The organism is Croceicoccus hydrothermalis (assembly GCF_022378335.1).
GTDB classification, from domain to species: Bacteria; Pseudomonadota; Alphaproteobacteria; order Sphingomonadales; family Sphingomonadaceae; genus Croceicoccus; species Croceicoccus hydrothermalis.
Window position 1 is genome coordinate 248,775 of the sequence record NZ_JAIQCI010000020.1, and the last position, 24,627, is coordinate 273,401.

The 24,627-nt window shown below is 60.3% G+C and carries 21 protein-coding genes; 14 read left to right on the forward strand and 7 right to left on the reverse strand.

Going from position 1 to position 24,627, the window contains the following annotated elements; genetic code table 11:
- The first annotated feature begins 17 nt into the window (after positions 1-17).
- Entirely contained in the window at positions 18-1,241 is a 1,224-nt protein-coding gene (locus tag K4G67_RS12610) for a cytochrome P450 (RefSeq protein ID WP_239806711.1), read from the forward strand.
- Between the two features lie 55 nt (positions 1,242-1,296).
- Here K4G67_RS12610 and K4G67_RS12615 read toward each other — a convergent pair whose 3' ends face one another.
- The gene (locus K4G67_RS12615) at positions 1,297-1,785 is read right to left on the reverse strand and encodes a nuclear transport factor 2 family protein (RefSeq protein ID WP_239806712.1); all 489 of its coding nucleotides are present in this window, start codon (positions 1,783-1,785) and stop codon (positions 1,297-1,299) included.
- Between the two features lie 90 nt (positions 1,786-1,875).
- Between K4G67_RS12615 and K4G67_RS12620 the strand changes: the two genes are divergently transcribed.
- From K4G67_RS12620 to K4G67_RS12635, 4 genes are all read left to right on the forward strand, one after another.
- Positions 1,876-2,949, forward strand: a complete 1,074-nt coding sequence (locus K4G67_RS12620) for a TIGR03857 family LLM class F420-dependent oxidoreductase (RefSeq protein ID WP_239806713.1) — start codon at positions 1,876-1,878, stop codon at positions 2,947-2,949.
- Entirely contained in the window at positions 2,949-4,076 is a 1,128-nt protein-coding gene (locus K4G67_RS12625; RefSeq protein ID WP_239806714.1) for a phosphotransferase family protein, read from the forward strand. The genes K4G67_RS12620 and K4G67_RS12625 overlap by 1 nt, the downstream gene beginning before the upstream one ends.
- 287 nt (positions 4,077-4,363) lie before the next feature.
- A complete protein-coding gene (locus tag K4G67_RS12630; protein WP_239806715.1) occupies positions 4,364-5,674 on the forward strand; it encodes an MFS transporter in 1,311 nt (436 codons plus the stop codon).
- Positions 5,674-6,063: a VOC family protein gene (locus tag K4G67_RS12635; RefSeq protein ID WP_239806716.1), complete on the forward strand. Its 390-nt coding sequence runs from the start codon at positions 5,674-5,676 to the stop codon at positions 6,061-6,063. Before K4G67_RS12630 ends, K4G67_RS12635 begins: the two co-directional genes overlap by 1 nt.
- On the opposite strand, the gene K4G67_RS12640 is transcribed toward K4G67_RS12635, so the two are convergent.
- The 3 genes from K4G67_RS12640 to K4G67_RS12650 all read right to left on the reverse strand — a co-directional run bounded on the left by K4G67_RS12640 (position 6,044) and on the right by K4G67_RS12650 (position 10,557).
- Positions 6,044-6,916, reverse strand: coding sequence for a MaoC/PaaZ C-terminal domain-containing protein (locus K4G67_RS12640; RefSeq protein ID WP_239806717.1), 873 nt, complete (start codon positions 6,914-6,916; stop codon positions 6,044-6,046). The two genes, K4G67_RS12635 and K4G67_RS12640, sit on opposite strands and share 20 nt — an antisense overlap.
- On the reverse strand, positions 6,913-7,791 hold the full coding sequence (locus K4G67_RS12645) for an alpha/beta hydrolase (protein WP_239806718.1): 879 nt from the start codon (positions 7,789-7,791) through the stop codon (positions 6,913-6,915). Before K4G67_RS12645 ends, K4G67_RS12640 begins: the two co-directional genes overlap by 4 nt.
- A 450-nt stretch (positions 7,792-8,241) precedes the next feature.
- Entirely contained in the window at positions 8,242-10,557 is a 2,316-nt protein-coding gene (locus tag K4G67_RS12650; RefSeq protein ID WP_239806719.1) for a TonB-dependent receptor, read from the reverse strand.
- A 466-nt stretch (positions 10,558-11,023) separates the two neighbouring features.
- Here K4G67_RS12650 and K4G67_RS12655 point away from each other — a divergent pair, with 466 nt between their 5' ends.
- Positions 11,024-12,112: a CaiB/BaiF CoA transferase family protein gene (locus K4G67_RS12655; protein WP_239806720.1), complete on the forward strand. Its 1,089-nt coding sequence runs from the start codon at positions 11,024-11,026 to the stop codon at positions 12,110-12,112.
- Here K4G67_RS12655 and K4G67_RS12660 read toward each other — a convergent pair.
- Positions 12,102-13,118, reverse strand: coding sequence for an NADP-dependent oxidoreductase (locus K4G67_RS12660; RefSeq protein ID WP_239806721.1), 1,017 nt, complete (start codon positions 13,116-13,118; stop codon positions 12,102-12,104). The genes K4G67_RS12655 and K4G67_RS12660 overlap by 11 nt on opposite strands.
- 136 nt (positions 13,119-13,254) lie before the next feature.
- Here K4G67_RS12660 and K4G67_RS12665 point away from each other — a divergent pair, with 136 nt between their 5' ends.
- From K4G67_RS12665 to K4G67_RS12685, 5 genes are all read left to right on the forward strand, one after another.
- The gene (locus K4G67_RS12665) at positions 13,255-14,460 is read left to right on the forward strand and encodes an acetyl-CoA C-acetyltransferase (protein WP_239806722.1); all 1,206 of its coding nucleotides are present in this window, start codon (positions 13,255-13,257) and stop codon (positions 14,458-14,460) included.
- Positions 14,461-14,491: 31 nt separating this feature from the next.
- Positions 14,492-16,642, forward strand: a complete 2,151-nt coding sequence (locus K4G67_RS12670; RefSeq protein WP_239806723.1) for a 3-hydroxyacyl-CoA dehydrogenase NAD-binding domain-containing protein — start codon at positions 14,492-14,494, stop codon at positions 16,640-16,642.
- A 66-nt stretch (positions 16,643-16,708) separates the two neighbouring features.
- The gene (locus K4G67_RS12675) at positions 16,709-17,806 is read left to right on the forward strand and encodes an acyl-CoA dehydrogenase family protein (RefSeq protein ID WP_239806756.1); all 1,098 of its coding nucleotides are present in this window, start codon (positions 16,709-16,711) and stop codon (positions 17,804-17,806) included.
- Between the two features lie 86 nt (positions 17,807-17,892).
- Positions 17,893-19,002: a 3,4-dihydroxy-2-butanone-4-phosphate synthase gene (gene ribB / locus K4G67_RS12680; protein WP_239806724.1), complete on the forward strand. Its 1,110-nt coding sequence runs from the start codon at positions 17,893-17,895 to the stop codon at positions 19,000-19,002.
- 79 nt (positions 19,003-19,081) lie between these two features.
- Positions 19,082-19,654: an LbetaH domain-containing protein gene (locus K4G67_RS12685; RefSeq protein ID WP_239806725.1), complete on the forward strand. Its 573-nt coding sequence runs from the start codon at positions 19,082-19,084 to the stop codon at positions 19,652-19,654.
- On the opposite strand, the gene K4G67_RS12690 is transcribed toward K4G67_RS12685, so the two are convergent.
- Together K4G67_RS12690 and K4G67_RS12695 are read right to left on the reverse strand one after the other, a co-directional pair.
- Entirely contained in the window at positions 19,651-20,826 is a 1,176-nt protein-coding gene (locus K4G67_RS12690) for a flavin reductase (protein WP_239806726.1), read from the reverse strand. The genes K4G67_RS12685 and K4G67_RS12690 overlap by 4 nt on opposite strands.
- The gene (locus K4G67_RS12695; RefSeq protein WP_239806727.1) at positions 20,772-21,671 is read right to left on the reverse strand and encodes a LysR family transcriptional regulator; all 900 of its coding nucleotides are present in this window, start codon (positions 21,669-21,671) and stop codon (positions 20,772-20,774) included. Before K4G67_RS12695 ends, K4G67_RS12690 begins: the two co-directional genes overlap by 55 nt.
- A gap of 89 nt (positions 21,672-21,760) precedes the next feature.
- On the opposite strand from K4G67_RS12695, the gene K4G67_RS12700 reads away from it, so the two are divergent.
- From K4G67_RS12700 to K4G67_RS12710, 3 genes are read left to right on the forward strand one after another with little or no spacing between them, the layout of a single operon-like run.
- Positions 21,761-23,260 carry a CoA-acylating methylmalonate-semialdehyde dehydrogenase gene (locus K4G67_RS12700; protein WP_239806728.1) on the forward strand — a complete coding sequence of 500 codons (1,500 nt, stop codon included), beginning with the start codon at positions 21,761-21,763 and terminating at the stop codon, positions 23,258-23,260.
- A 6-nt stretch (positions 23,261-23,266) separates the two neighbouring features.
- Positions 23,267-23,986, forward strand: coding sequence for a CoA transferase subunit A (locus K4G67_RS12705; protein ID WP_239806729.1), 720 nt, complete (start codon positions 23,267-23,269; stop codon positions 23,984-23,986).
- Positions 23,986-24,627: a CoA transferase subunit B gene (locus tag K4G67_RS12710; protein ID WP_239806730.1), complete on the forward strand. Its 642-nt coding sequence runs from the start codon at positions 23,986-23,988 to the stop codon at positions 24,625-24,627. Before K4G67_RS12705 ends, K4G67_RS12710 begins: the two co-directional genes overlap by 1 nt.

The window sequence follows — 24,627 nt, forward strand, 5'->3', positions numbered from 1 at the left end:
TATAACGGAGAGTGATAATGGCTTCCGCCACGGTAAAAGACATCCCGGCCCATGTTCCTGCCGACAAGGTGGTGACGCTTGATTTCTTCAAGCGCGAGAACACCGATGTGTGCCCGCAGGAAGTGATGCTGCCCGAAATTCACCGCACGCTTCCGCCTCTGACCTGGTGCACCAACATTTTCCCTGGCGACCAGGGTGGCTGGCTGCTGACCAAGGTTGAGGATATGCACACGGTGCTGCGCGATCCGGACAACTACACCAAGAACGGGATGGGCAAGTTCGCCCAGTCAATCGGTGAAGACTGGCTGGTGATCCCCACGGAAACCGATCCGCCCGAACATGGCGAATATCGCAAGGCGCTGAACCCCTTTTTCGCGCCGCAAAAGATCGCCCGGATGCGCGATGAACTGCATGAACGCGCCATCCGCCTGATTGATACCTTCAAAGACGATGGCCACTGCGAATTCGTGGATGCATTCTCCGCGAAGTTCCCGATTTTCATCGTGCTGGACCTGCTGGGTCTGCCGCAGGAACGGATGCCGGAGTTCCTGGAATGGGAGAAGAACATCTTCCACACCAACGATTTCGAACTTCGTACACAGTCGGTTCGCAAGGTGGTGGATTACCTGAACGAGGTGATCGCAGAGCGCCGCGCCAATCCTGGCGACGACTACATCAGCGGCATCTTCGATTACGAGATCGACGGTCGCAAGTGGAACGACAAGGAAGTGTTCGGCCACTGTTTCAACCTGTTCATCGGCGGCCTTGATACGGTCACATCGCTGCTGGGCAATATCTTTACTTACCTCGCGAAAAATCCTGAGAAACAACAGGAACTGCGCGACGATCCCAAGAAGATCGTGCTGGCGGTGGAAGAATTCCTGCGCGCCTTTGCGCCGGTCAGCGTGTTCCGCATCGCCGCCAAGGAAATCGAAATCCACGGCCAGAAGATCCTGCCCGGCGACTATGTGGGCATTTCCACGCCAATCGCCGGCTATGATCCCGATTACTACGAAGACCCGCAGGAAGTGCGCTTCGATCGCAAGGCGCCGCATATCTCGCTGGGCTTTGGCATCCACAAGTGCCTGGGCATGCACTTGGCGCGCATGGAACTGCAAACTGCGCTGGAACACTGGCTGAAGCTGGTGCCGCCCTTCCGCGTCGCCGATGGCTTCGAGATCCAGTATCACGTGGGCAACATCACCCATGTGCCCAAGCTTGAACTGGCCTGGGACGTCTAGCAGGCGCAGCCGGGCGGGGCGTGGCTAATTGCCTTGCTGCCTGTTCGGCGGCAGGTCAGGCCGGATGCATATCGACGTGGAAACGCGACAGGCGAAGCGAAGCAATCTTCCATTCGCCATCCACGCGCCGATAAGTCTCGTGATACTGCCCATATCCGGTGATCGAGCCGACGCCTTCTACAGGCGATTTGCCTGATTCCCATATGACCCGATCCTGCATGGCCCATACCGCCCGGGCACTGTCCGGCCCGGTGAGTTCGACTTCGGGGGTGTGGACCTGGTGGCTGCTGGAAGCGCGATCCACGGCAAAGCGAACCTGTGCGACGATTGCCTCTACGCCCGTAACGGGATCCATGCCGGTATCTTCGCGCACATCCATCGTGGCGTCAGCGGTGAAAAGACTGCCAAACCCACTCCAGTCCTTTGTATCCAGGAACCGGCAATAGCGCGCTTTTACGACCTTGATCGCTTCCTTTGTCAGCAGATCGGCAAGCCCATGTGTTGTGGAATTCATGATTACCTCCCAGAAGATCGAAGCTGGCATTGCAGAAGAAGCGGCTTTCCTGCCTTTGGGAAGGTTGCGGACCGGTTCCCCGGGTTGACCTATGGCCACAAGATCAATGGAGAGTTCAAAATGACGCAGCCCGGTGCACAAGCCCTGTTCGACAAGTTCGGCACCTATATTCTTCCCGGCCGGGTCGATGATCCGCGTCGCGGCATTGAAGAGGCGCAGGAGGCGGAGAGGATCGGTCTAGGCGCGGTGTGGATTTCGGAACGTTTCGCCCTGAAAGAGCCCGCCGTGCTGGCGGGCGCGGTTGCCGAGGCGACCAGCAAGATCCGTATCAACGGCACGTTTTATGCCACCATGCGCCATCCTCTCGTCACCGCCAGCATTGCCAACATGATGCAGGCGATGAGCGGCAATCGCTTCGGCATCATGTTCGCGCGGGCCGTGCCGGCCTACATGAAGATGATGGGCGCGCCGGCAATCACCATGGAACGGCTGGCCGACTACATTTCGATCTATCGCCGCCTGTGGAATGGCGAGACGGTTTCCTATGAAGGGGTGCTGGGCAAGTTCCCTACGCTCAAGCTGACGGATTTCCACGATGGGCCACGCCCGCCAGTGATCTTCACCGCCATCGGCCCGAAAAGCCTGGCCTTCGCCGGCGAGCATTGCGACGGCGTGCTGCTGCATCCGTTCGTATCGCCCACAGGCGTGGCGAACAGCGCCAAGATCGTGCGCGATGCGGCCGAGAAGGCGGGCCGTGATCCCATGTCGGTGCGGATCTACCACAATATCATCGTTGCGCCTGACCTGCCGAAGGATGAGGAAGACGCCGTGGTGCGCGGCCGCGCCATCACCTATTTCGAGCTCCCCGGCTTCGGCGACCTGATCGTGGAGATCAACGAGTGGGACAAGTCCGTGCTCGAGAAGGTCCGCGCCCATCCCAAGATCGCTTCTCTTGGCGGAAAACCCGCAGACCAGGCCTATACGCGCCAGGAACTGGTCGACGTGGGGCAGCTGTTGCCGCAGCAGTGGATTGACGAAGGGGCAGCCGTGGGCACTGCCGCGCGCTGCGCCGATCAACTGATGGCCTATCTGGATGCAGGGGCGGATGAAATCCTCCTGCACGGTGCCGCGCCCAAGGACATGGGGCCACTGGCGCAGGAACTGAAGCGCGCGCTGGCGCAGAAGGCAGGCTGATGACTCCGTCGCAAATTCGGCAGCGCCTGCGCGACTGGCTTGAAGCCAATGTCGAAGGTTGGAGCGATGTGCAGATCCAGCCGCTGGAAGTCACCACCGGGTCGGGCTTTTCGGCGGAGATATTTTTCGTCGATGTGCAATACACCGATGCTAATGGCGCGCAGGCCAAGACCCTGGTGGTACGCCGCCAGCCGCAGGATCACGAAGTCGTGTTCGCCTCCAGCCTGAAGCTGCAAGGGCAGATGATTGCGGCGCTCGATGCGCTGGGTTCGATCCCTGTGCCGGAGTGGATCGGGATGGAACTCGACCCCTCAGTGCTGAAAATGCCCTTCATCGTGATGGGCCAGGTCGGTGGCCACGCGGCAACACAGAACCCCAATTACAACAAGGCGGGTTGGCTGGCAGAGATGACGGCGACCCAGCGTGCATCCACCTGGCGCAATGCCGTGGAGGCCTTTGCCGGAATGGCCAGCATACACTGGCAGGACGACGGGTTCGACTTTATGGCCCGTCCTGACTGGGGTGAGCCGGGGCTGGACCAGTACCTCGGCTATATCGAGGCGTGGTATCACAGTTGCCGCAAGGACCGCGAAATGCCTTATGTCGATGCCGCCATCGACTATATCCGTACGCATCAGCCGCAAGATGCTTCGGTCAATGTGCTGTGGGGCGACAGCACGCCTTCCAATGTAATGTTCGATCCCGATGGCAGCGTGAACGCGCTAATCGACTGGGAACTCGCGGCGCTTGGCCCGGCAGAGCTTGACCTGGCGTGGTGGCTCTATTTCGATGACCTGTTCAGCCGCCGCTTCGGCGTCGAGCGGCTCGACGGCCTGCCCACGCGTGACGAGACGGTGGCGATCTGGGAAGCGGCCGTCGGTCGCAAGGCGCAGCATCTCGGCTACTACGATATCGTGGTAGCCCTGCGCATGGCGCTGGTGGCTGTCGGCGCGTTTGACCGGCAGGTGGCGGTTGGCAATATCCCGCCTGAAAACCTCTCCCTGAACGCCAATTTCATGACGCTATACCTGGCGGAACGGCTGGGCATGGACCTGCCCGAACTGGGGCCGGACTTCTATGCGTTCATGAGCAAACTAACGCCCGTTGACGAGAAAGAGGAAAGTTAGCGGCGGCGGTTCCGACCTACGAGGAGCTTGGCTGTAGCGAAGTCGCCATCCGGCATGCGGTCGCGGGCGCCACCCGATCGAGAACATGGGCGACCAGCCTGTTCACTTTGAACGCTTCGCCACGGCCTGACCAAAGACAGGCTTCTCCCGCCGTGATCCTGCCAGAACGGTCTGGCTCTGAATCCAGCAATGCGATAACCGCATTGCAGGGGTTCCGGGTTGGAGACCGCAGCTGCCCTGGCCGCGTGCATGGGCTGGGTGGCCGGGATCGGCGGAGAGACAGAACAATGGCGAGCACGCCGCGCGAAATCATCGATGAAGGCAAGCTGGGCGGCTGGCAGAAGGCTGCGCTCGGCATGACAATCCTGCTCAATGCGCTGGATGGTTTCGACGTTATGTCGATCAGCTTCGCTGCGCCGGGCATTGCCGAGGAATGGCAAGTTCCGCAGGATGTGCTGGGCTGGGTATTGTCGATGGAACTGATCGGCATGGCCGTGGGCTCGATCCTGTTGGGTGGCATGGCCGACAGGTTTGGCCGGCGTCCCACCATCCTTGGCTGCCTGTCGGTGATGGGCATCGGCATGCTGATGGTGCCAACCGCCACGGGGGTTGAACAGCTTTCCGCATGGCGACTGCTGACCGGGCTGGGCATTGGCGGAATGCTGGCCGCGCTGAATGCCACCGTCGCGGAATTCTCGAACGCGCGCTATCGCAGTCTTGTGTTGCCGCTGATGGTGACAGGTTATCCTTTGGGTGCATTCTTCGGCGGAATGATAGCGGCAAACGTGCTGGATGCGGGCGATTGGCGCGGGGTTTTCTACCTGGGCGCAGGCTTGACCATTGCGGCCATCCCGCTGTCCTACTGGCTTATCCCGGAAACGCCCGACTGGCTGGCCGACCGACGCCCACCCGGTGCCTTGCAGCGGATCAACAGGACTTTGCACAGGTTCGGTCTGCCACAGGCCGGAGCCCTGCCTGAAGCGATCAGCCAAGAGCAGAGAGGATCGCTGTCCGATATCTTCAAGCCGCCGCTGCTTTCACGCACGGTGCTACTGACGATCGCCTACCTCACGCATGTGACGGCCTATTACTACTTCGTGAAATGGATACCCAAGCTTGTGGTCGACATGGGATTTGATCCGGCCGCAGGCGGGGATGTTCTGACCAAGGCGATGCTGGGCGGAGCGATAGGCGGCGGATTGCTGGGCGTGGTTGCGCTGAAGATCGGGATCAAGAAAGCCACGGTCATCGCCCTTGCCGGTGCATTCGTGATGCTCAACGTGTTTGGGCGCGCTCCGCAGGATGTGGCCATGCTCGGCTGGATCGCCGGGGTTACGGCCTTCTTCTCTAATGCTGCGGCGGTCGGGTTCTATGCCTTGCTGGCCATGGCATTCCCGCCGCATGTGCGTGCCACCGGAACGGGGTTCGGCATCGGCTTTGGCCGGGCAGGGGCAGCAATGGGGCCTGCGCTGGCCGGGATCCTGTTTGCGCGTGGTCTGGATGTGGCCACGGTCTCGCTGATCATCTCTATCGGCTCTGCGATATCGATCGTTGCCATTATGCTGGTGCGAATGACGAACAGCGCAAAGGCTACCTGATGGGCATTTACACCCACAATTGCGTCGGCACGAATGATGTCGAGAGGTCTGGCCGGTTCTACGGTGCTTGCCTTGCGCCACTGGGCATCAGGCGGCTGGGAGACTTCCTCGACCAGGGGCTGGCCTATGGCAATCGCGCGGCTGAATTTCTTGTCCTGCGGCCGATAGACGGGGAAGGTGCCTTGCCCGGAAATGGTGTGACTATCGGGTTCAAGGCGACAGACAGGCAGGATGTCTCGGCCTTCCATACCGCCGGACTGGCGGCGGGCGGCACCGATGCGGGTGCCCCGGGACCGCGCGGCGCGGTCCCGCACGCCTTCGGCGCATACTTGCTGGATCCCGATGGCAACAAGATCTGCGCCTATTGCTTCAAGCCCCCGACAGAGTAATCTTCGCAAACCCGTTATCGATGACGCAGTGCTCAAAACCGTTGCGATAAGCACGGAAATGCAGGGTCTCGCCATCCTGCCAGATATGCGTATTGATCGTGTCGCCGGGATAGACGGGCGCGGTGAAACGCACGTTCATTTCGCGCAAGGCTGATGCAACGCCGCCGCAAGCCGCGTGGACAAGTGCCCGTCCGACAATGCCCATCGTGCCAAGCCCGTGCAGGATAGGGCGATCAAAACCCACCGATGCCGCAGTCTCCGGATCGATATGCAAGGGGTTCCTGTCGCCTGACAGGCGATAAGTCGCCGCCTGCGCCAAGTTGGTGGGCAGGGAAATGGCGAGATCGGGATCGCGATAGGGGATTTGCGATCGCGGTTCCGCTGGCAGGCTGCGTTCGCCGCCAAATCCCCCGGCACCCTGGACGAACCAGAGTTCCGAGGTTTCAGCCACCAGCACGCCGCTCAGCGTGCGCACTTCCTTTCTTGCACGGATCAAGGCAGGCTTTCCCGGCCCCTTGTCAGCCAGGTCTGTTACCCTGGTGGTGCCGATCAGGGTTCCAGCAGGTTCGAGTGGGGTGTGAATCTTGAGCCGCTGTTCGCCATGAAGAATGGATAGCCAGTCCAGCCCGTTGCCCGGGTCCATCGCCCAGAAACCCGGCGTGCCCAGTACAAGTGCCATGGTCGGCAAGACCTGCAGGTCGCGTTCGAACACCAGGCTGGTCTCATCGATCTCGGCGGAAAGCCCGGCGCCCACGCCCAGTGCATAAATGATCACGTCGCGAGGATCGTAATCGTCCTGCGTCTGCGGAATCGAATATGAAAGCAGCTTTTCGGTATCGAGCGGGGCGGTCATTCAATCAGGGCCTTTTTCAGTGCGTTCAGACTGTCACGGTGCGAGCGCAGGGTAACTTGCGCTTTGGCTGCCATCTGAAAGCCGTGGAAGCAGCCGGGATAGACGATCATCTCTGTTGGTACGCCCGCGCGGAGTAGTCTTCCACAGTATTCCGCACACTCGTCTACAAACAGATCGAGCGCGCCAACAGCGATGAAGGTTGGCGGCAGGTCGGTAAGTTCGGTTGCCCTCAGCGCAGAGGCGTAGGGAGACGAATTGCCCTCACCGAGATAGGCTTTTCGGCAATAGGCGCTGGATTGCCGGGTCCAGACGAATTTTCCGGTGAACGGGTTGGCCAGCGCGCCTTCACGAATCCGGTCATCAAGGCGCGGCGCCTCCAGCAGCTGGAAAGCGAGCTGAATTTCTCCTTCGTCTCGCGTCATCAGGGCGAGGCAGGCCGCCATCGCTCCGCCAGCGCTTTGTCCGGCAACAGCAATGCGATCATTGTCGATCCCCAGTGCATGCGCCTTTCCATGAAGCCAGCGCAGCGCATCTTGCGCATCCTCCATCGGGCCGGGGAAGGGGATTTCGGGTGCCAGCCGATAGTCGACAGACAGCACCAGGCAATCTAGCTCGGCTGCCCATTGCATCAGCTGCGCCTGATTCATCTCCGGCGCTCCCATCACATGGCCGCCGCCGTGAAATTGCAGGATTGCCGGTGCGCAAGGTTTCATCGTGGACGGGCATATCATCAGGCACCGGATCGTGCGGCCCTGTTCGCGCGACGGAACAGCCACTTCGCGCGTTTCTACCGGCAGGTCTGGCAAGACCTGTTCCGCCAGCATGCTGGTGAACATGCCACGTATCGCCGACAGGCTCTCGTCCGAAAGCGTCATGGGAGGAAGATTGTCGGCAAGTGCGAGCAATTCCGGATCGATAAGATGGCGCGTGGATATGGGCAATACCTCTGGTGTGCGATGCAAGGCTGATCTCTTCGGCGGGAGCGCAAGGCGGTTGCCCTTTCGCACGATAGGGACAAGCCAGCGCGCCCGATCTAGCCTGCCACCTCGCAGCATTGCCTGCGAATCTAGCTAAACGTCAGCGACTGTTTGGCGGTATCTGCGTGAGCGCTTTAGCCGGATAAAACGTCCTCTTTTTCCCGGCGGCGCCTTCTGCCTACTCTCATTTATTGGCCATTCGATTGCCGTGACAAAACCAAAGCGGGCGGTCATCGCAGGCGGTGGTCCGGCCGGCTTGGAGGCTTGCCTTGGCGATTGACGGCCAAAGAAAAGGCCGGGCATTGCTGCCCGGCCTTCCTCGTTTCATTTGGCCAAATCGCTCGGCAATTAGAAGCTATATCGGGCTTCGACACCCCAGGTCCGCGGCGGTCCGATGTAAAGCGAATTGAACGGCTGGTTGGGAAGCAGGATGGAAACACCCGACTGATAGGTCGCATTAAAAACGTTCTTTACGTAGAAACCGAGGTCGAGACCGGTTCCACCAATTTCGTTCCAATCGATCCGCGCATTGGCGAGTTCATATCCTTCGAGCTGGAACCCCTGTTGGCCACCATAATCGTCGGTCACGTACAAGTCGCCATTCAGAACCACATCGCCGTCCAGCGGGCGAAATGGCAGAGTCCAGGAGAAACTGGCCGTTCCGGAAAACTCCGGCGTAAGGCGGTTCACGCTATCTTCGGTGAATGATCCGAAGCCCGGCAGAACGCTGGTGTCGATAGGCAACAACTGAGCAACGTCGGTTTTGGTGTAGGCACCATTCAGCGAAAGCGTCAGATTCCGGGTCGGCGAGATGCTGAAATCGGCTTCTACGCCATAAATGTTCAAATCTGCAGCATTTGCAATGAACGCCGCAGGTGATCTGTCAGGCGCAAAGTTCAGAGCGGGGATGCTGCTGTTCGAAATGAACTGGATGGCGTTGTCGTACCATGAATAGAAGAGCGCCACGTTGAACCGACCGCGTACATTCCCCGACTCGAACACCAGCTTTTCGCCAATCTCGATATCGGTCACGCGTTCCTGGTCAACCGTCTGAAATCCGCGAAGGTCGGCGCATTGGAAGCCACCGCAAGCTGTCGGATCGCCAGTTGCCTGCGGAGATTCGTAGGTCGGATAGTTCAGGATACTCGGCCGATAACCCCGCCGGCTGGTCACATAGACTAGGAGATCGGGATTGACCTGATAATCAAGGCCGATTGTCCAGGCCAGCGCGGAGTCCTTTGTACTGCCGATACTCTTTGCATCGACATTCGCCGTTGGGAGCATGTTGGAAGCTTCGACGTCGGCGAGACATCCATCGTAATCCAGAGGGCCGGCGGGGCTGGCTGGTAGATAACAGAATTCCTGTTTGTCCCACCCGTAACGTGCGCCCAGCGTGAAGGTAAGCGCCTCGGTCAAATCGATACTCGCCTGACCGAATACGGAAACATTCCGGTTTTTGACGTGCTCGGTGGTGTAGTTATTCAAGCCGAATGGCGAGAACTGGGTAAACGCACTGCCAGACTCACCTGAAGGGCCGTCTTCGCTGTAATAAAGCCCGACAATGGCGTTGAGGCCATCCGATTCCCAGAGCATCTGGGTTTCGATGTCGAGATAGTCGCGCCGGTACTGCTGCGCGGCATAATAGACGATCAGCGGCTGGGTAATCAGGTCATTCGGAGAAGGCCGGGGGTCCAGATCGATACCGCCGTTGTCCAACAGCGGAAGTCCCGACGTGTTGATCAGCTGTTCGTTGGTCGTATCCCTGTAACCGAAGATATTCCGGAAGGTGAGATTGTCGGTCAACTCGTATTCGAACCTGTTGACCACTCCGATTGTCTCACGATATGCGCGACCGCCATTGATGCCTCCATCGAAGGCTCCGCGGGGGTTTGCTTCGGAAACGCCTTGTGCCGTCACGCCGTTGGCGAGGAACTGGTTGAAACCAGCCGGACCGCCGAAAAGCGGCGTGAAATTCGCTACAGCTGCAGGGCTGAAACCGAGAATGGCAAAGCCGGGTCCCTGGCCGAATGCATAAAGGGAAGATGCAAGTTCATCTGCTTCGAAATATTCGAAGACTGTCGTGTTGGTCAGGCGGCTGCCCGGGGTGAGTGACAGCGTGACGCGGGCGGAGTTCTGGTCGATATCGTCAAAGCCAGGATATTCAGCCCGGACTCCATCAACATTTGCGAACCCTGGATAAGCGCTTGCGTCGGCAAGCAGATTATCAATTGCCGGCGTGCGCGGGTCCTGCCGACGAATCTGCCCTGCAACTCGCAACGCGACGGTATCCTCGACCAGAGGGATGTTCAGCGCGCCTTCGAGGGCGAAATAGTCGTAACGGCCATACGTGGCCTGTACATATCCTTCGAAATAATCGACTGCGGGCGCCGTGTTGATAAGGATGGCGCCGCCGAGCGTCGTCTTGCCAAAAAGTGTTCCCTGCGGCCCCTTGAGGACCTGGATATCGGAGAGGTCGAAAGTGGGAATGCTGGAACCCAGGCTGGGGATGGCGACATTGTTGACATAGGTTACAACGCCGGGTGTCGCCAACCCAACGGGCAGCTGACCCAATCCGCGCAAGCTGACGTTGATCGTGTTCTTGCCGCCCTCGGAATTGAAGTTCAGGCCGGGCGCAATAACGCGAACGTCTGACAGCTCCTGCACTGTGCTGCGATCGAGCGCCTCAGACGAGAAGGCAGCTACCGACAAAGGGACGTCTTGCAGGTCTTCATCGTTCGACGGGCGGTGACGACAATAGTATTGTCACTTTGCTGTGATTGCGCCTGCACATCCGATTCGGCGCCCTCTTGCTGGGCGTAAGCGGGGCTGGCTGTCATTGCCAAAAGCGCAGCCGAAGCAGAAAGCCCGGCTTTAAACCGAAGTAAGTTCATATCCTCATCCCTTCCCGATTTAGGCCAGTAGTATGGCCCGATCCTGTCCCGCCGGAATTATCCCGGTCCGTGAGGGGTAAATGATCGCTTTGTCAGATGACTGTTCCTATCGAAGGGTAGGGGATAGGATAGGCATTCAACTTAGGTTCCCGATCTGTAGCAAATTAGCCACAGAATGATTTTGGGCGGTCAAACAGTTGCCATTGCAACCCATGGCTTTCCGAGAAAGAGAACGAAAAATGTCGAATGGACCGCTTGCTGGTATCCGAATAGTCGAAATGGATGCGATCGGGCCAGTGCCCTTGTGCGGAATGATACTGTCAGGTCTGGGGGCAGAGATTGTTCGCATCACACGTCCGGGCGGGCATTCGGCATGGGGCGATATCGGCGATGCCGTCGTTCTGCGCGGCCGGACCCAGGTGGAAATCGATCTCAAGTCGGATAGTGGCAAGCAATCGGTGCTTGATCTTGTGGCGCTTTCCGATGGCCTTATAGAAGGCGCGCGTCCCGGGGTAATGGAAAGGCTGGGGCTGGGACCGGATCAATGCCTGGCCCGCAATCCCGCGTTTGTCTTTGGCCGGATGACCGGATGGGGGCAGGAAGGCAGCCTCAGCAAGGCGGCCGGGCACGACATCAATTATATCGCCATGACAGGCGCCTTGCACGCCATCGGCAAGCGGGGCGAACCGCCCACCGTTCCGCTCAATCTGGTGGGAGACTATGCTGGTGGCACCATGTTCCTCGCGCTGGGCGTGGTCTCGGCCATTCTTTCAGCGCGGGGCACCGGCAAGGGGCAGGTGGTCGATGCGGCCATGGTCGATGGCGTCGCGAACCTGCTTGGCCTTTATCATGCCTTCGTGGCCAATGGCATGTGGGAGGACCAGCCCGAATCGAACCTGCTCGACGGTGCGGCACCGTTTTATCGCTGTTATCTGTGCAGTTGTGGTGGCTCGGTTGCGGTTGGCGCGCTGGAGCCGCAATTCTTCGCCTTGCTGCTTGATGGGCTGGAAGTGCCGCAGGATCGCTATCGCCAGCACGACCGCGCCCAGTGGCCCGCCATGCAGGCGGAATTCGAGCAGATCTTCGCGTCGCAATCACGTGATGAGTGGGAGAAACGATTCGCCGGGACCGACGCTTGCGTATCGCCGGTGCTGTCGTTGGCCGAGGCAACGCGCCACCCTGTGAATGACGAGCGCGGTGTGTTCCTGCAGCATAACGGCGTGATGCAGGCCGCACCGGCTCCGCGATTTTCGGTCACGCCGGGAGAGGTGAGCGAGGGCAAGGCCGCTACGGTGGACGATGTGCTGAAGGTCTGGGCTAAATCCTGATTACCCGCTTGCCGGTGTTTTCGCCGCGATAGAGTCCGGCGAGCGCATCCGGGCAGGCGTCCAGCCCGTCGAGGACTTCTTCGGAATAGCGGAGTTTGCCCTCGCGCACCCACTGCGCCAGTTTTTCGACCGATTCTTCCCACTTTTCCATGTGATCGAAGACGACAAAGCCCTGCATGCGGGCGCGCTTCACCAGCAGGTGGCGTTCAACCCGGGGGCCGGTTGGCCAGGGGGACCAGCGGTCGATGGCCGCCGTGCCGCAGTTCACAACTCTTGCCCTCAGCGCCAGATGGGGCAGCACCGCATCGCTGACGGGACCGGACGTATTGTCGAAATAGATATCCACGCCATCGGGACAGGCCTCGGCAATCGCCACATCCAGTGTTCCGGCCTTGTAATCAATGGCCGCATCGTAGCCGAATTCCTCCAGGCATTGTTGCACCTTGTTGGCACCTCCGGCAATGCCCACCGTGCGGCATCCAAGAAAACGTCCGATCTGCCCGACGGCAGAGCCGACAGAGCCAGCCGCCGTTGAGACGACCAGCGTATTGCCTGGTTTCGGCTCTCCAACCAGCGTGAGGGCAAGCAAAGCGGTCACACCGTTGATTCCCAGGACACCCAGCGCCAAAGAGGCGGGCAGGTCGGTCTGCGTTACCGCGCGCACAATTGCCTCCGGCTTGACCGCTGCGAATTGCTGCCAGCCGAACCAGCCAAGCACGATCTGGCCCGCATGCCAGTCCGGGCTGCGACTTTCGACGATCTTACCAACCGAGAGCGAGCGCATCACGCCGCCGATGGGAACCGGGTCCGAATAATTTCCGCTATCGGCAATCCAGCCCCGCATGGCCGGATCGACCGACAGGAACTGATTGGCCACGCACACCTCGCCATCCTCCAACGGGGGCAGGGCGGTCTCCTCGATCGCGAAATCGCTCGCTTGCGCTATACCCACGGGCCGCGTGACAAGGATCACCCTCTTGTTCAGTGCAGGCTTCGGCTGTGTCATGGCTTGCCAAAAGACAGTGTCCTGACGGTGGGCCTCCTATCGCAGGGTAGGTGTTGAGAGCAGCGCTCGTCTGGATGGCAAATTCGAAAGGGCGGACATCGGTCCGTTCAGCGTCGACCTTGGGAGAATCACTCCAATGCGTGAAGTGTTTATCTACGACCATGTCCGGACGCCGCGTGGCCGCGGGCGGCCGGATGGTTCCTTGCATGAAATTACCGCGATTGAGCTTGTCACCCAGTTGCTTGAATCAATTCGCGATCGCAACGGCCTGGACACGGCGTTGCTGGATGACGTGGTAATCGGTTGCGCGCAGCCTGTTGGCGAACAGGGTGGCGTGCTGGCGCGCGGCGCGGTGATCAACGCCAAGTACGACCAATCCGTTGCGGCCCAGCAATTGCACCGCTTCTGTGCTTCGGGCCTGGAAGCGGTCAACAACGTGGCCGCGCAGATCGGCACCGGAATGGCCAGCGCCGGCATCGGCGGCGGCGTGGAAAGCATGAGCCGGGTGCTGATGGGTTACGACAGCGGTGCCTGGGTGGCAGACCCGGCCGTGGCGTTTGAAAATTACTACACCCCGCAGGGCATCGGTGCCGATATCATCGCCACGCTGGAGGGCTATTCGCGCGAGGATGTTGATCGCTATGCGGTGGAAAGCCAGCGCCGTGCGGCGGCATCATGGGATGCAGGGGCCTTCGAACGCTCGATCGTTCCCGTGAAGGATGTAATGGGCGAGGTGATCCTGGATCACGACGAGTATCGTCGTCCGGCGACCACGCTCGAATCGCTTTCCGGCCTGCGCGCGGCCTTTCCCGGCTTTGCCGACATGGGTTTCTCGCGCGTGGTGAAGGAACGCTATCCGCAGATCGAAGAGATCAACCACGTCCACACCGGCGGCAATTCCAGCGGGATTGTCGACGGATCGGGCATCGTGATGCTCGGCGATGCCGAGTTCGGCAAGGCAGCCGGGCTGAAGCCGCGCGCGCGCATCAAGGGCTGGGCTTCGATCGGATCGGAGCCCACGATCATGCTGACCGCCCCCGACGCAGTGGCGCGCAAGGCGCTCAAGAATGTCGGCATGTCGAAGGACGATATCGACCTTTACGAACTGAACGAGGCCTTTGCCAGCGTGGTGCTGCGGTTCATGGATCACATGGACGTAAGCCATGACAAGACCAATGTGGCCGGCGGCGCGATTGCGCTGGGGCATCCGCTGGGGGCAACGGGCGCCATGATCCTGGGCACCGTGCTGGACGAGCTGGAACGCCGCGATCTCAACACCGCCATGACCTTGCTGTGTGCCGGTAACGGCCTCGGCACTGCCACCATCATCGAACGGGTCTGACCCGATGAGCGAAAGCGCAAAGAGCGAAACAATGCGACACATCAAGCTGGAAAAGGACGCCGATGGCGTCGCCATTCTCACCCTCGACAATGCCGATGAGAGCATGAATGTCGTTTCCGCAGAATGGCTGGACGACATGAATGCAGCCATTGCCGATTTGCGGGATGACGAATCCGTAAGCGGCGTGATCATCGTTTCGGGCAAGAAGGCCTTCATGGCCGGTGCCGATCTCAAGCTGATGGTCGAAGGTTACGAGAGCATGTCGCGCCAGGATGCCTATGGTTTCAGCCAGAAGGCCACGGCCATGCACCGTGCGCTGGAAACCATGGGCAAGCCGGTGGCTTGCGCAATGAACGGGCTGGCGCTGGGCGGCGGTTTCGAGCTGGCGCTGGCTTGCCATTACCGCGTTCTGGCAGACGATCCGCGCGCAGTCGTGGGCTTGCCGGAAGTCAATCTTGGCCTGCTGCCGGGATCCGGCGGAACGCAGCGCCTGCCGCGTCTGATCGGGCGCAAGAAAGGCCTCGACCTGCTGTTGTCCGGCCGCTCCGTTGCGCCGAAGGATGCGCTGGAACTTGGCATTGTAGACGAGATCGCCGCAGTCGATCAGCTGGTGGAACGGGCGCGCCAATGGCTGGCGACCAATCCGGCGGCGGAGCGTATCTGGGACGTGAAAGGCTATGCCATTCCCGAAATGCGCGGCATGATCGTGCCAGAAATCGCGATGGATTATTCGATCCACGTGGCCAAGGTGGCGGGTAAGCACGGATACAATTATCCTGCCCCGGCGGCGATCCTTTCCTGCGTGTTCGAAGGCCTGCAACTGCCGATGGACAAGGCGCTTTCGGTGGAGAGCAAGTACTTCGCCAAGCTGCTGACCGATCCGGTGGCGCGCAATATCATCCGCACCACATTCATTTCAAAGCAGGCTGCGGAAAAGGGCGCGCGCCGTCCTGCCGGTGTCGCCAAGTCCGAAGTGAAGAAGCTGGGCGTGCTGGGCGCAGGCATGATGGGTGCAGGCATTGCGCTGGTTGCTGCCAAGGCCGGTATCGACGTGGTGCTGATAGACCGCGACACGGCCACGGCCGAAAAAGGCAAGGGCTACAGCGAAAAGGTGTTCGGCAAGACGGTGCAGCGCGGCAAGATGACGCAGGACAAGGCCGATGTTACGCTTGCCCGCATCACCCCGACCGACGATTTCGCGCTGCTGGACGGTTGCGACCTGGTTGTGGAAGCCGTGTTCGAGGACATGGGCATCAAGGCCGAAACCACGGAAAAGGCCGAAGCGGTGCTGCCCGAAAGCGCCACTTTCGCCACCAACACCTCCACCCTGCCGATTTCGGAACTGGCCAAGGCATCCAAACGGCCCGAGCAATATATCGGTCTGCATTTCTTCTCACCGGTGGACCGCATGGGGCTGGTGGAAGTTATCATGGGCGCGCAAACCTCTGACGAGACGCTGGCCAAGTCGCTCGATTTCATCGCCCAGATCCGCAAGACGCCGATTGTGGTGAACGATGCCCAGGGCTTCTACACCAGCCGCGTGTTCCGCATGTTCATCTTCGAAGGCGCGGCCATGCTGGAAGATGGCGTGGAACCGGCACGCATCGAGAACGCGGCCAAGGCCGCCGGCTTCCCTATCGGTCCGCTGCCCCTGCTGGACGAGGTGACCATCGATCTGCCGGTGAAGATCCTAAAGGATTCCGAAGGCAAGGAAGGCAACCTTTATACCATCGAGCGCGGCGGCAAGGTGCTGGACCGCATGCTGGAGCTTGGCCGCGGTAGCCGCAAGGCAGGCGGCGGCTTCTACGACTACGCAGAAGACGGCAGCAAACGGCTGTGGACCGGCCTGACGGAAGAATTCCCGCCCTCGGAAGAGCAACCCGATCAGGAAGAGCTGAAGAAGCGTTTCCTCTTTGCGCAGGCGAATGAAACCGCCCAGTGTCTGGAAGAAGGGGTTCTGGAAACAGCGCAGGATGCCGACCTTGGTGCCATCCTGGGCTGGGGTTTCCCCGTCTGGACCGGTGGCACCTTGAGCTACATCGATACAGTGGGCATCGCGGAATTCGTGAGCGAAGCGAGCAGGTTGGCCGCATGCTATGGCGCGCGCTTTGCCCCTTCGTCATGGTTGCAGGAACGCGCGGCTGCCGGCACATCGTTCTATCCCCCGATCAAGGCAGGCTAGGTGGCTATGCAGCGCACGATTTTTGAACCCGAACACGAACAGTTTCGCGACAGCGTTCGCAAGTTCATGCAGGCTGAGGTTGGCCCTCATGCGGAACGCTGGCGCGAAGCCGGGATGGTTGACCGCGAGGTCTATCTGAAGGCGGGCGAACAAGGCTTGCTGTGCGTGTTCGCTGACGAGAAATACGGCGGTGCGGGTATCGATGATCTGCGCTTCGACCAGATCATCGTCGAAGAAAACATGCGCTACGGCGATATCGGCTTCTACATCAACCTGCACAACGATCTGGTCGCGCCCTATATCCACAAGCTCTGCAACCAGGAGCAGAAGGACCGGTTCATGCCGGGCATTGTCTCGGGCGAGACCATCCTTGCCGTGGCTATGACCGAGCCTTCGACCGGGAGCGATCTGGCGGGCATGAAAACCCGCGCGGTGGAAAACGGCGATCACTGGGTGCTGAACGGCGCCAAGACCTACATCTCCAATGGTATCCTGGGCGACCTGATCGTGGTTGCCGCGCGCACCGATCCGGATCGCCCGCACGGAATCAGCCTGTTCCTTGTGGAACGCGGGATGGAAGGCTTCGAACGCGGCCGCAAGCTGGAGAAGATGGGCCTCAAGTCGCAAGACACGGCGGAACTGTTCTTCAACGATGTGAAGGTGCCGCAGAAAAACCTGATTGGTGAAGCCGGTCAGGGCTTCAAATACCTGGCCCAGATGCTGGCGCAGGAGCGACTGATTGCCGCCATCGGTTTCATGGCCACGGCCCAGACGGCCTTCGACCTCACGCTGGAATACGTGAAGGAACGCCGCGCTTTCGGAAAGCCCATCGGCGCGTTCCAGAACACCCGGTTCAAGATGGCGCAGATGCGCGCCGAACTGGATATGGCGCAGACCTATGTCGATCAGTGCGTGTTGCTGCTGAACGACAAGACGCTGACGGCAGAGGATGCTTCGGCTGCAAAGTTGCTGACCAGCGAGCTGGAAGGCCGCGTCATGGATGAATGCGTGCAGTTGCACGGTGGTGCCGGCTACATGGAAGAATACCGGATCAGCCGCATGTTCACCGATGCGCGCATCAGCCGAATCTTTGCCGGCACCAGCGAAATCATGCTGGAAATCATCGGTCGCGGGCTTGGCCTCGACGAACGGAAAATGAACTGAAAAGAGTTTGGGTGTGGGCGAGCGGAACCAACCGTTTCCTCGCCCTGCGGTCAGGCCAATAAGGCGCTGCAGCGGGAGGCGGCACGATGATTTCTAGCGTCGGTGAAATTGTGGAGGAAGCCCGGAACGGGCGGATGTTCATCCTCGTGGACGATGAAGATCGCGAGAATGAGGGCGATCTCATCATTCCCGCGCAGATGGCCACTCCCGCAGCTATCAACTTCATGGCAACGCACGGTCGCGGTTTGATCTGCCTCGCACTGGCCAGGCAGCGGGTCGAGCAACTGGGCATCGACCTGATGAGCAGCCAGAACCGGACGCGGCACGAAACGGCTTTCACCATTTCCATCGAAGCGCGCGATGGCGTTACCACCGGCATTTCGGCTGCCGATCGCGCCCGCACAATTGCGGTGGCGATTGATGGCGGCAAAGGCGCGGACGATATTGTTACCCCCGGGCACGTCTTCCCGCTGGTCGCTCGCGATGGGGGCGTGCTGGTACGCGCCGGACATACGGAGGCTTCGGTCGACATTTCCCGGCTCGCCGGTCTGAACGCCTCTGCGGTGATCTGCGAAATCATGAACGAAGACGGCACGATGAGCCGGATGGACGACCTGATCAGCTTTGCCCGCAAGCATGATCTGAAGGTCGGCACGATACGCGACCTGATCGCCTATCGCCGCGAGCACGACCACCTGATCGAACGGCGATCCGAACGGCAGTTTTCCAGCCGCTGGGGCGACGATTGGCGTGCCATCTGCTTTTACAACAAGGCAACCAGGGAAGAAACGCTGGCGCTGGTGAAGGGGGAGGTCGATCCCGCCAAACCGACGCTGGTGCGCATGCAGCTGCTGTCGATCTTCCCCGATGTGTTTGCCGAGATCGGGGAGCGTGAATCGCTGGTGCAGCGGTCCATGGAAACCATCGCGAGGGAAGGCAGCGGTGTGCTGGTGCTGATCAACCGCCCGGTGCCCGATTTCGTCAGCCGCGCCATGCGCATTGCCGGGGCCGAGAAGGCCGAACGCCCGGCATCGGGGGAAAGCCCGGAGCAGCGCGACTATGGCAACGGCGCCCAGATCCTTTCCGAACTTGGCGTCAGGGACATGGTGCTGCTGACCAACAACAGCCGCTCGCTGGTGGCGCTTGAAGGCTATGGTTTGTCGATCGTGGGTGAACGCCCTATCGAGATGGGCTGAAGGTTCGTCTGGCCTCGCCGCCACGGCTGTAGAGGGAACGCCGGTTATGCCCTGTTACGAATTCCAAGGTATCAGGCCAGTGGTCGATCCCGGCAGCTTCATTCACCCGCAAGCTTCGCTGATTGGCGACGTTATCGTCAGTTCCGGTTGCTACATCGGCCCGGGCGCCAGCCTGCGGGCTGATTTCGGCAGGATCATTGTTGAAAGCGACTGCAGCGTGCAGGACTGTGCCACCATCCACGTTTCCACGGAGCGCGACACCGTAATCCGGCGCGGTGCCACGATCGCTCATGGCGCGGTTATCCATGGCTGCGAGATCGGTGAGAATTGCTTGGTAGGTATCAATTCGGTGGTGCTGGATGCGGCGGTGCTTGGCCGGGAATGTCTGGTGGGTGCGCTGTCGCTGGTGCCACATGGGATGGAAGTCCCCGAGCGAAGCCTGCTGACCGGCACTCCTGTGCGGATCGTGCGCGCCTTGTCAGCCGAGGAGGTGACCTGGCGCAACGATGGTGACGGAGATTATCAGCATCTGACGCGCGAAACGCTTTCCAGCTTGCGCGAGGCCGAACCACTCCCCCAACCGGAACCAGACCGCAAGCGCATCACGCTTGCCGCCAGCCCTGCGCGGCCAGGCGGTGGTTCCGCCGCCTAGCTATCGCTGGCGTCTTGAGCAGGCTGGTCCGCCTGCAGCGCATTCATCACTTCCAGATGCTGCGCCGTGCCCTTGGTATCCTGCCGGCCCAGCGTTTCGAGTAACTGCGAAAGCAGGGAGCGGAGTTGGTCCAGTTCGTCTGGCGAAAATGCCTTCTGCGCGTCTGCCTCCACCGCCTTTGCCTGCGCGAACAGGCCGATCATCGTCTCGCGCCCCGATTTGGTGAGTGAAACGTTGCCATCGTCGGCCACCTGGACGAGTCCGACCTCTGCTTGCCGTTGAAGGTCTGCGTCGGTCCATTGCCAGCCTGATGTGCCGAGCATCGCATTGACTTCTGACATTGTGGCCGGCCCGCCTTTCAGCAAGACCGAGAGCGCATAGTGATCGACTTGCGACAGGCCATGCTCCGCAGCCTGCGTGCGCACGCCGTCTGTCAGCATGAAATAGGCACGGGCAACCAGATAATTGAGATCGCGAGCGTTCTCCGTGCCATCGCCTGTCTTTGGCATCGTCTTGCGGGCGTATCTGCCGCGGTGGAACAGCAACGGTTCCTTTTCCGATTGCTCCAGATCGAGGACTTCGCCCACGAAGATGATATGGTCCCCGCCGTCATAACGGTAGGCGGTGCGACATTCGAAGCGCGCGGCGCAGTCTCGCAAGAGTGGCACGTCGGCATCGCCGGTCTTGATATCCACGCCTTCGAACTTGTCGATGCCGGGCGTGGCGAATTGGTTGGAAAGGGCTTCCTGGTCGGCACCAAGGATGTGTACCGCAAAGGCATCGACATTCATGAAGGCATCGATGTTCGATGATTTCTTGGCCAGGCTCCACAACACCAGCGGAGGGTCAAGCGACACCGAGTTGAAGCTGTTTGCCGTCAGCCCGATTTTTCGCCCGTCATGACATGTCGTGACGATGGTAACTCCGGTGGCGAAATTTCCCAGCGCGTTCCTCAATGACTTTGCGTCGATCACAAATATTCCCCGCGTCTTCCAAGAAGGAAGAATCCTCCTCGTTCCACAATTGCAGTGATAGGCCGGCTTGTGGGTTGGCCACCTTTCAATGGATAGGGAGAGGCGGCTCCCGGTCCAGCAAAAGGAAGAGACCCCAGAAAAGGCTAGTTCGGCGGCAGAAGTCGCTCCCTGCCAAGCGATACGCACCGCAGCAGCCATTCCTTGCCAGCTTTGACCCTGGCGAGATTTTGCGTGTCCCGGTGGGTTACGATCCAGAAGCTGCGCTGTATTGCCCTTTGTGGGCATACTACCTCGAGATTGCTCGATCCTTCCGCAATGAAGCAAGGGAGGACACCGACCCCGGCACCGCCCACAACAAGGCGATGCTGTGCATTGATTGAGGAAGATCGAATTTGCGCCTCAAGGCCGGCATGAAAGTCGTCCAGATAATTCAACTCTGGCGCATAGAGCAGATCGGGGACATAGCTCACCAGCGTGTGTCCCGTGGCGAGTTCCGCGGGCGTTTCGGGCATCCCATGCTGATCAATGTAGGTCTTGCTTGCGTACAATTTGAGGCAGTAATCTGACAGCTTGCGGGAGAGGACAGGGCCGGCCTTGGGGCGAGAGAGCATAACGGCAATGTCGGCTTCGCGCCGGGACGGGCTGAGGAAACCACTGTTAGCCACCAGTTCAATGGTCAGTGCGGGGTGGCTCGCGGAGAATTCGTTGAGGTAAGGCGTAAGGAACTGGCTTCCAAATCCTTCGGACACGCTTAGTCGCAAGGTGCCGCTGAGGCCGGAATGCGATACCGCGACCTCGTCGATCATACGGGCAAGCTCTGCCATGCCTTCGGCTTTGGACAACAGTGCTTCGCCCGCTTCTGTCAGGACCTGGCCTTCGCGGGTACGTTCGAAGAGCGTGACCTCCAGCCTCTGTTCCAGTCGCTTCAATCGTCGACCCAGGGTCGTTGGATCAAGCTTCAGGCTCTGCGCTGCCCGGCCAATCTGCCCGGCATCCGCTACCGCGAGAAAGACGCGCACATCATTCCAGTTTAGATCCTGCATATTTGCAGTTATTAGATGCAGAATTGAACCTTGTCTGTAACTTTTCAGTGCTCCATCGCAGGCTCCAATAATTGGAGGATGCGTTTCTCATGCGACAGATTGACCATTTCATCGTAGGCGGCGCCGGTTCGGCCGGCACCGGCCGCAAACATCAGGTGTGGAACCCCTCGACCGGCGAAGTGCAGGCTGAGGTTGCCCTTGGCGATGCCGCATTGCTGCAAAAGGCCGTCGAAACCGCCAAGCAGGTGCAACCGGCCTGGGCCGCCACCAATCCCCAGCGCCGCGCGCGGGTGATGTTCAAATTCAAGCAGCTGATCGAAGACAACATGCAGGAACTGGCCGAACTGCTGGCCAGCGAGCACGGCAAGGTGGTGGACGATGCCAAGGGCGACGTGCAGCGCGGCCTTGAGGTGATCGAGTTCGCCTGTGGTATTCCTCAAGCCCTGAAGGGCGAATATACCAACGGTGCAGGGCCGGGCATCGATGTCTATTCGATGCGGCAGCCGCTCGGCATCGGCGCGGGGATTACCCCGTTCAACTTCCCCGCGATGATCCCGATGTGGATGTTCGGCATGGCGATCGCGGCGGGCAATGCCTTCATTCTCAAACCCAGCGAGCGCGACCCCAGCGTGCCCGTGCGCCTGGCGGAGCTGTTCCTTGAAGCCGGAGCGCCCGAAGGGCTGTTGCAAGTGGTGCATGGGGATAAGGAAATGGTCGATGCCATCCTCGATCATCCCGATATCGCCGCGGTGAGCTTTGTCGGCTCCAGCGACATCGCGCAGTACATCTACGAGCGCGGCGCTGCCAATCACAAGCGCGTGCAGGCCTTTGGCGGAGCAAAGAACCACGGCGTGGTGATGCCCGACGCGGACCTTGACCAGGTGGTCAACGATCTGGCCGGGGCCGCCTTCGGTTCTGCTGGCGAGCGTTGCATGGCACTGCCGGTGGTTGTGCCCGTGGGCGAAGACACGGCAGAGCGCCTGAAGGCGAAGCTGATCCCTGCGATCAATGCCCTGCGCGTGGGTGTCTCCAACGATCCCGAAGCGCATTATGGCCCGGTGGTAACGCCGGAACACAAGGCCCGTATCGAAAGCTGGATCGACACCGCCGAAAAGGAAGGCGCCGAAGTCGTGATCGACGGGCGGGGGTTCAGCCTGCAAGGCCACGAGAAGGGCTTCTTCGTGGGCCCCACGCTGCTGGACCGTGTCACCACCGACATGGAAAGTTACAAGGAAGAGATCTTTGGCCCCGTCCTTCAGATCGTGCGGGCGAACGACTTTGAAGAGGCGCTGCGCCTGCCCAGCGAGCACCAGTACGGCAACGGCGTTGCCATCTTCACCCGCAACGGCCACGCCGCGCGTGAATTTGCGCACCGCGTGAACGTGGGCATGGTGGGTATCAACGTGCCGATCCCGGTGCCGGTATCCTATCACTCCTTCGGCGGCTGGAAGCGCTCGGGCTTTGGCGATATTGATCAGTACGGCATGGAAGGCCTGCGGTTCTGGACCAAGTCCAAGAAGGTAACCCAACGCTGGCCCGATGGCGGCGGCGATGGCAGCAACGCCTTCCTCATCCCAACGATGGGCTGAGGAGCCATGAAAAAGCTTTTCCCCTCCGCCGAAGCCGCGCTCGATGGTCTGTTGCACGACGAGATGCTGATAGCGGCTGGGGGGTTTGGCCTGTGCGGTATTCCGGAGCGGCTGCTGAAGGCGATCCAGGATTCGGGCGTGAAGAACCTCACCTTCGCCAGCAACAATGCCGGGATCGATAACGAAGGCATCGGCATGCTGCTGCGTTCGAAGCAGGTGAAGAAGATGATCTCCAGCTACGTTGGCGAGAACAAGGAGTTCGAGCGGCAGTATCTGTCCGGCGAACTGGAGGCGGAATTCTGTCCCCAGGGCACCCTGGCAGAGCGCATGCGCGCAGGCGGTGCGGGCGTTCCCGGTTTCTACACCAAGACGGGCGTCGGCACGCAAGTTGCCGAAGGCAAGGAAATGAAGCAGTTCGACACAGGTGACGGTCCGGAAGACTACATCCTTGAAAAGGGGATCTTCGCCGACCTTTCCATCATCAAGGCCTGGAAGGCCGATGAGACGGGCAACCTCATGTTCCGCAAGACCGCGCGCAATTTCAACCAGCCTGCCGCCACTTGCGGCAAGGTGTGCGTGGTCGAGGTGGAAGAAATCGTGCCGGCCGGATCGCTTGATCCCGACTGCATTCACCTGCCCGGCGTCTTCATCAACCGCATGGTGGTTGGCGCGCCCTACGACAAGAAGATCGAATTCGTCACCACGCGTGCAAGGGAGAACGCATAATGTCCTGGACCCGCGATGAAATGGCCGCCCGCGCGGCGAACGAGCTGGAAGACGGCTACTACGTCAATCTCGGCATCGGCATCCCGACACTGGTGGCCAACCACATTCCCGAGGGCATGCAGGTCACTCTGCAAAGCGAGAACGGGATGCTCGGCATCGGCCCCTTCCCCTACGAGGGGGAAGAGGATGCCGACCTCATCAATGCCGGCAAGCAGACCATCAGCGAGCTGCCGCACTCGGCCTATTTCGACAGCGCCACCAGCTTTTCGATGATTCGCGGCGGGCACATCGATCTGACCGTGCTGGGTGCAATGGAAGTGGCCGAGAACGGCGACATCGCCAACTGGATGATCCCCGGCAAGATGGTGAAGGGCATGGGCGGGGCGATGGACCTTGTCGCCGGGGTGAAGAAGATCATCGTGGTGATGGAGCACACCAGCAAGCACGGCGATCCCAAGTTCATTCCCGAATGCACGCTGCCGCTGACCGGCACCAATGTCGTCGACATGATCATCACCGATCTCGCCGTGTTCAAGCGGGACGACCACGACAGCCCGTTCAAGCTGGTCGAGCTGGTGCCGGGCGTTACGGCCGAGGAAGTGGCCGCAAAAACCACTGCGGCTTACCGAGTGGCGCTCTGA

What these genes read in the sequence shown, in the direction of transcription:
- K4G67_RS12635 (WP_239806716.1), top strand. Translation starts at nt 5,674, where the DNA reads ATGGGCATTTACACCCACAATTGCGTCGGCACGAATGATGTCGAGAGG.
- K4G67_RS12630 (WP_239806715.1), top strand. Translation starts at nt 4,364, where the DNA reads ATGGCGAGCACGCCGCGCGAAATCATCGATGAAGGCAAGCTGGGCGGC.
- K4G67_RS12695 (WP_239806727.1), bottom strand. Translation starts at nt 21,671, where the DNA reads ATGCAGGATCTAAACTGGAATGATGTGCGCGTCTTTCTCGCGGTAGCG.
- K4G67_RS12665 (WP_239806722.1), top strand. Translation starts at nt 13,255, where the DNA reads ATGCGTGAAGTGTTTATCTACGACCATGTCCGGACGCCGCGTGGCCGC.
- K4G67_RS12645 (WP_239806718.1), bottom strand. Translation starts at nt 7,791, where the DNA reads ATGACGCTTTCGGACGAGAGCCTGTCGGCGATACGTGGCATGTTCACC.
- K4G67_RS12615 (WP_239806712.1), bottom strand. Translation starts at nt 1,785, where the DNA reads ATGCCAGCTTCGATCTTCTGGGAGGTAATCATGAATTCCACAACACAT.
- K4G67_RS12655 (WP_239806720.1), top strand. Translation starts at nt 11,024, where the DNA reads ATGTCGAATGGACCGCTTGCTGGTATCCGAATAGTCGAAATGGATGCG.
- K4G67_RS12625 (WP_239806714.1), top strand. Translation starts at nt 2,949, where the DNA reads ATGACTCCGTCGCAAATTCGGCAGCGCCTGCGCGACTGGCTTGAAGCC.
- K4G67_RS12710 (WP_239806730.1), top strand. Translation starts at nt 23,986, where the DNA reads ATGTCCTGGACCCGCGATGAAATGGCCGCCCGCGCGGCGAACGAGCTG.
- K4G67_RS12700 (WP_239806728.1), top strand. Translation starts at nt 21,761, where the DNA reads ATGCGACAGATTGACCATTTCATCGTAGGCGGCGCCGGTTCGGCCGGC.
- ribB (WP_239806724.1), top strand. Translation starts at nt 17,893, where the DNA reads ATGATTTCTAGCGTCGGTGAAATTGTGGAGGAAGCCCGGAACGGGCGG.
- K4G67_RS12690 (WP_239806726.1), bottom strand. Translation starts at nt 20,826, where the DNA reads ATGGCTGCTGCGGTGCGTATCGCTTGGCAGGGAGCGACTTCTGCCGCC.
- K4G67_RS12640 (WP_239806717.1), bottom strand. Translation starts at nt 6,916, where the DNA reads ATGACCGCCCCGCTCGATACCGAAAAGCTGCTTTCATATTCGATTCCG.
- K4G67_RS12705 (WP_239806729.1), top strand. Translation starts at nt 23,267, where the DNA reads ATGAAAAAGCTTTTCCCCTCCGCCGAAGCCGCGCTCGATGGTCTGTTG.
- K4G67_RS12675 (WP_239806756.1), top strand. Translation starts at nt 16,709, where the DNA reads ATGCAGGCTGAGGTTGGCCCTCATGCGGAACGCTGGCGCGAAGCCGGG.
- K4G67_RS12620 (WP_239806713.1), top strand. Translation starts at nt 1,876, where the DNA reads ATGACGCAGCCCGGTGCACAAGCCCTGTTCGACAAGTTCGGCACCTAT.
- K4G67_RS12660 (WP_239806721.1), bottom strand. Translation starts at nt 13,118, where the DNA reads ATGACACAGCCGAAGCCTGCACTGAACAAGAGGGTGATCCTTGTCACG.
- K4G67_RS12670 (WP_239806723.1), top strand. Translation starts at nt 14,492, where the DNA reads ATGCGACACATCAAGCTGGAAAAGGACGCCGATGGCGTCGCCATTCTC.
- K4G67_RS12610 (WP_239806711.1), top strand. Translation starts at nt 18, where the DNA reads ATGGCTTCCGCCACGGTAAAAGACATCCCGGCCCATGTTCCTGCCGAC.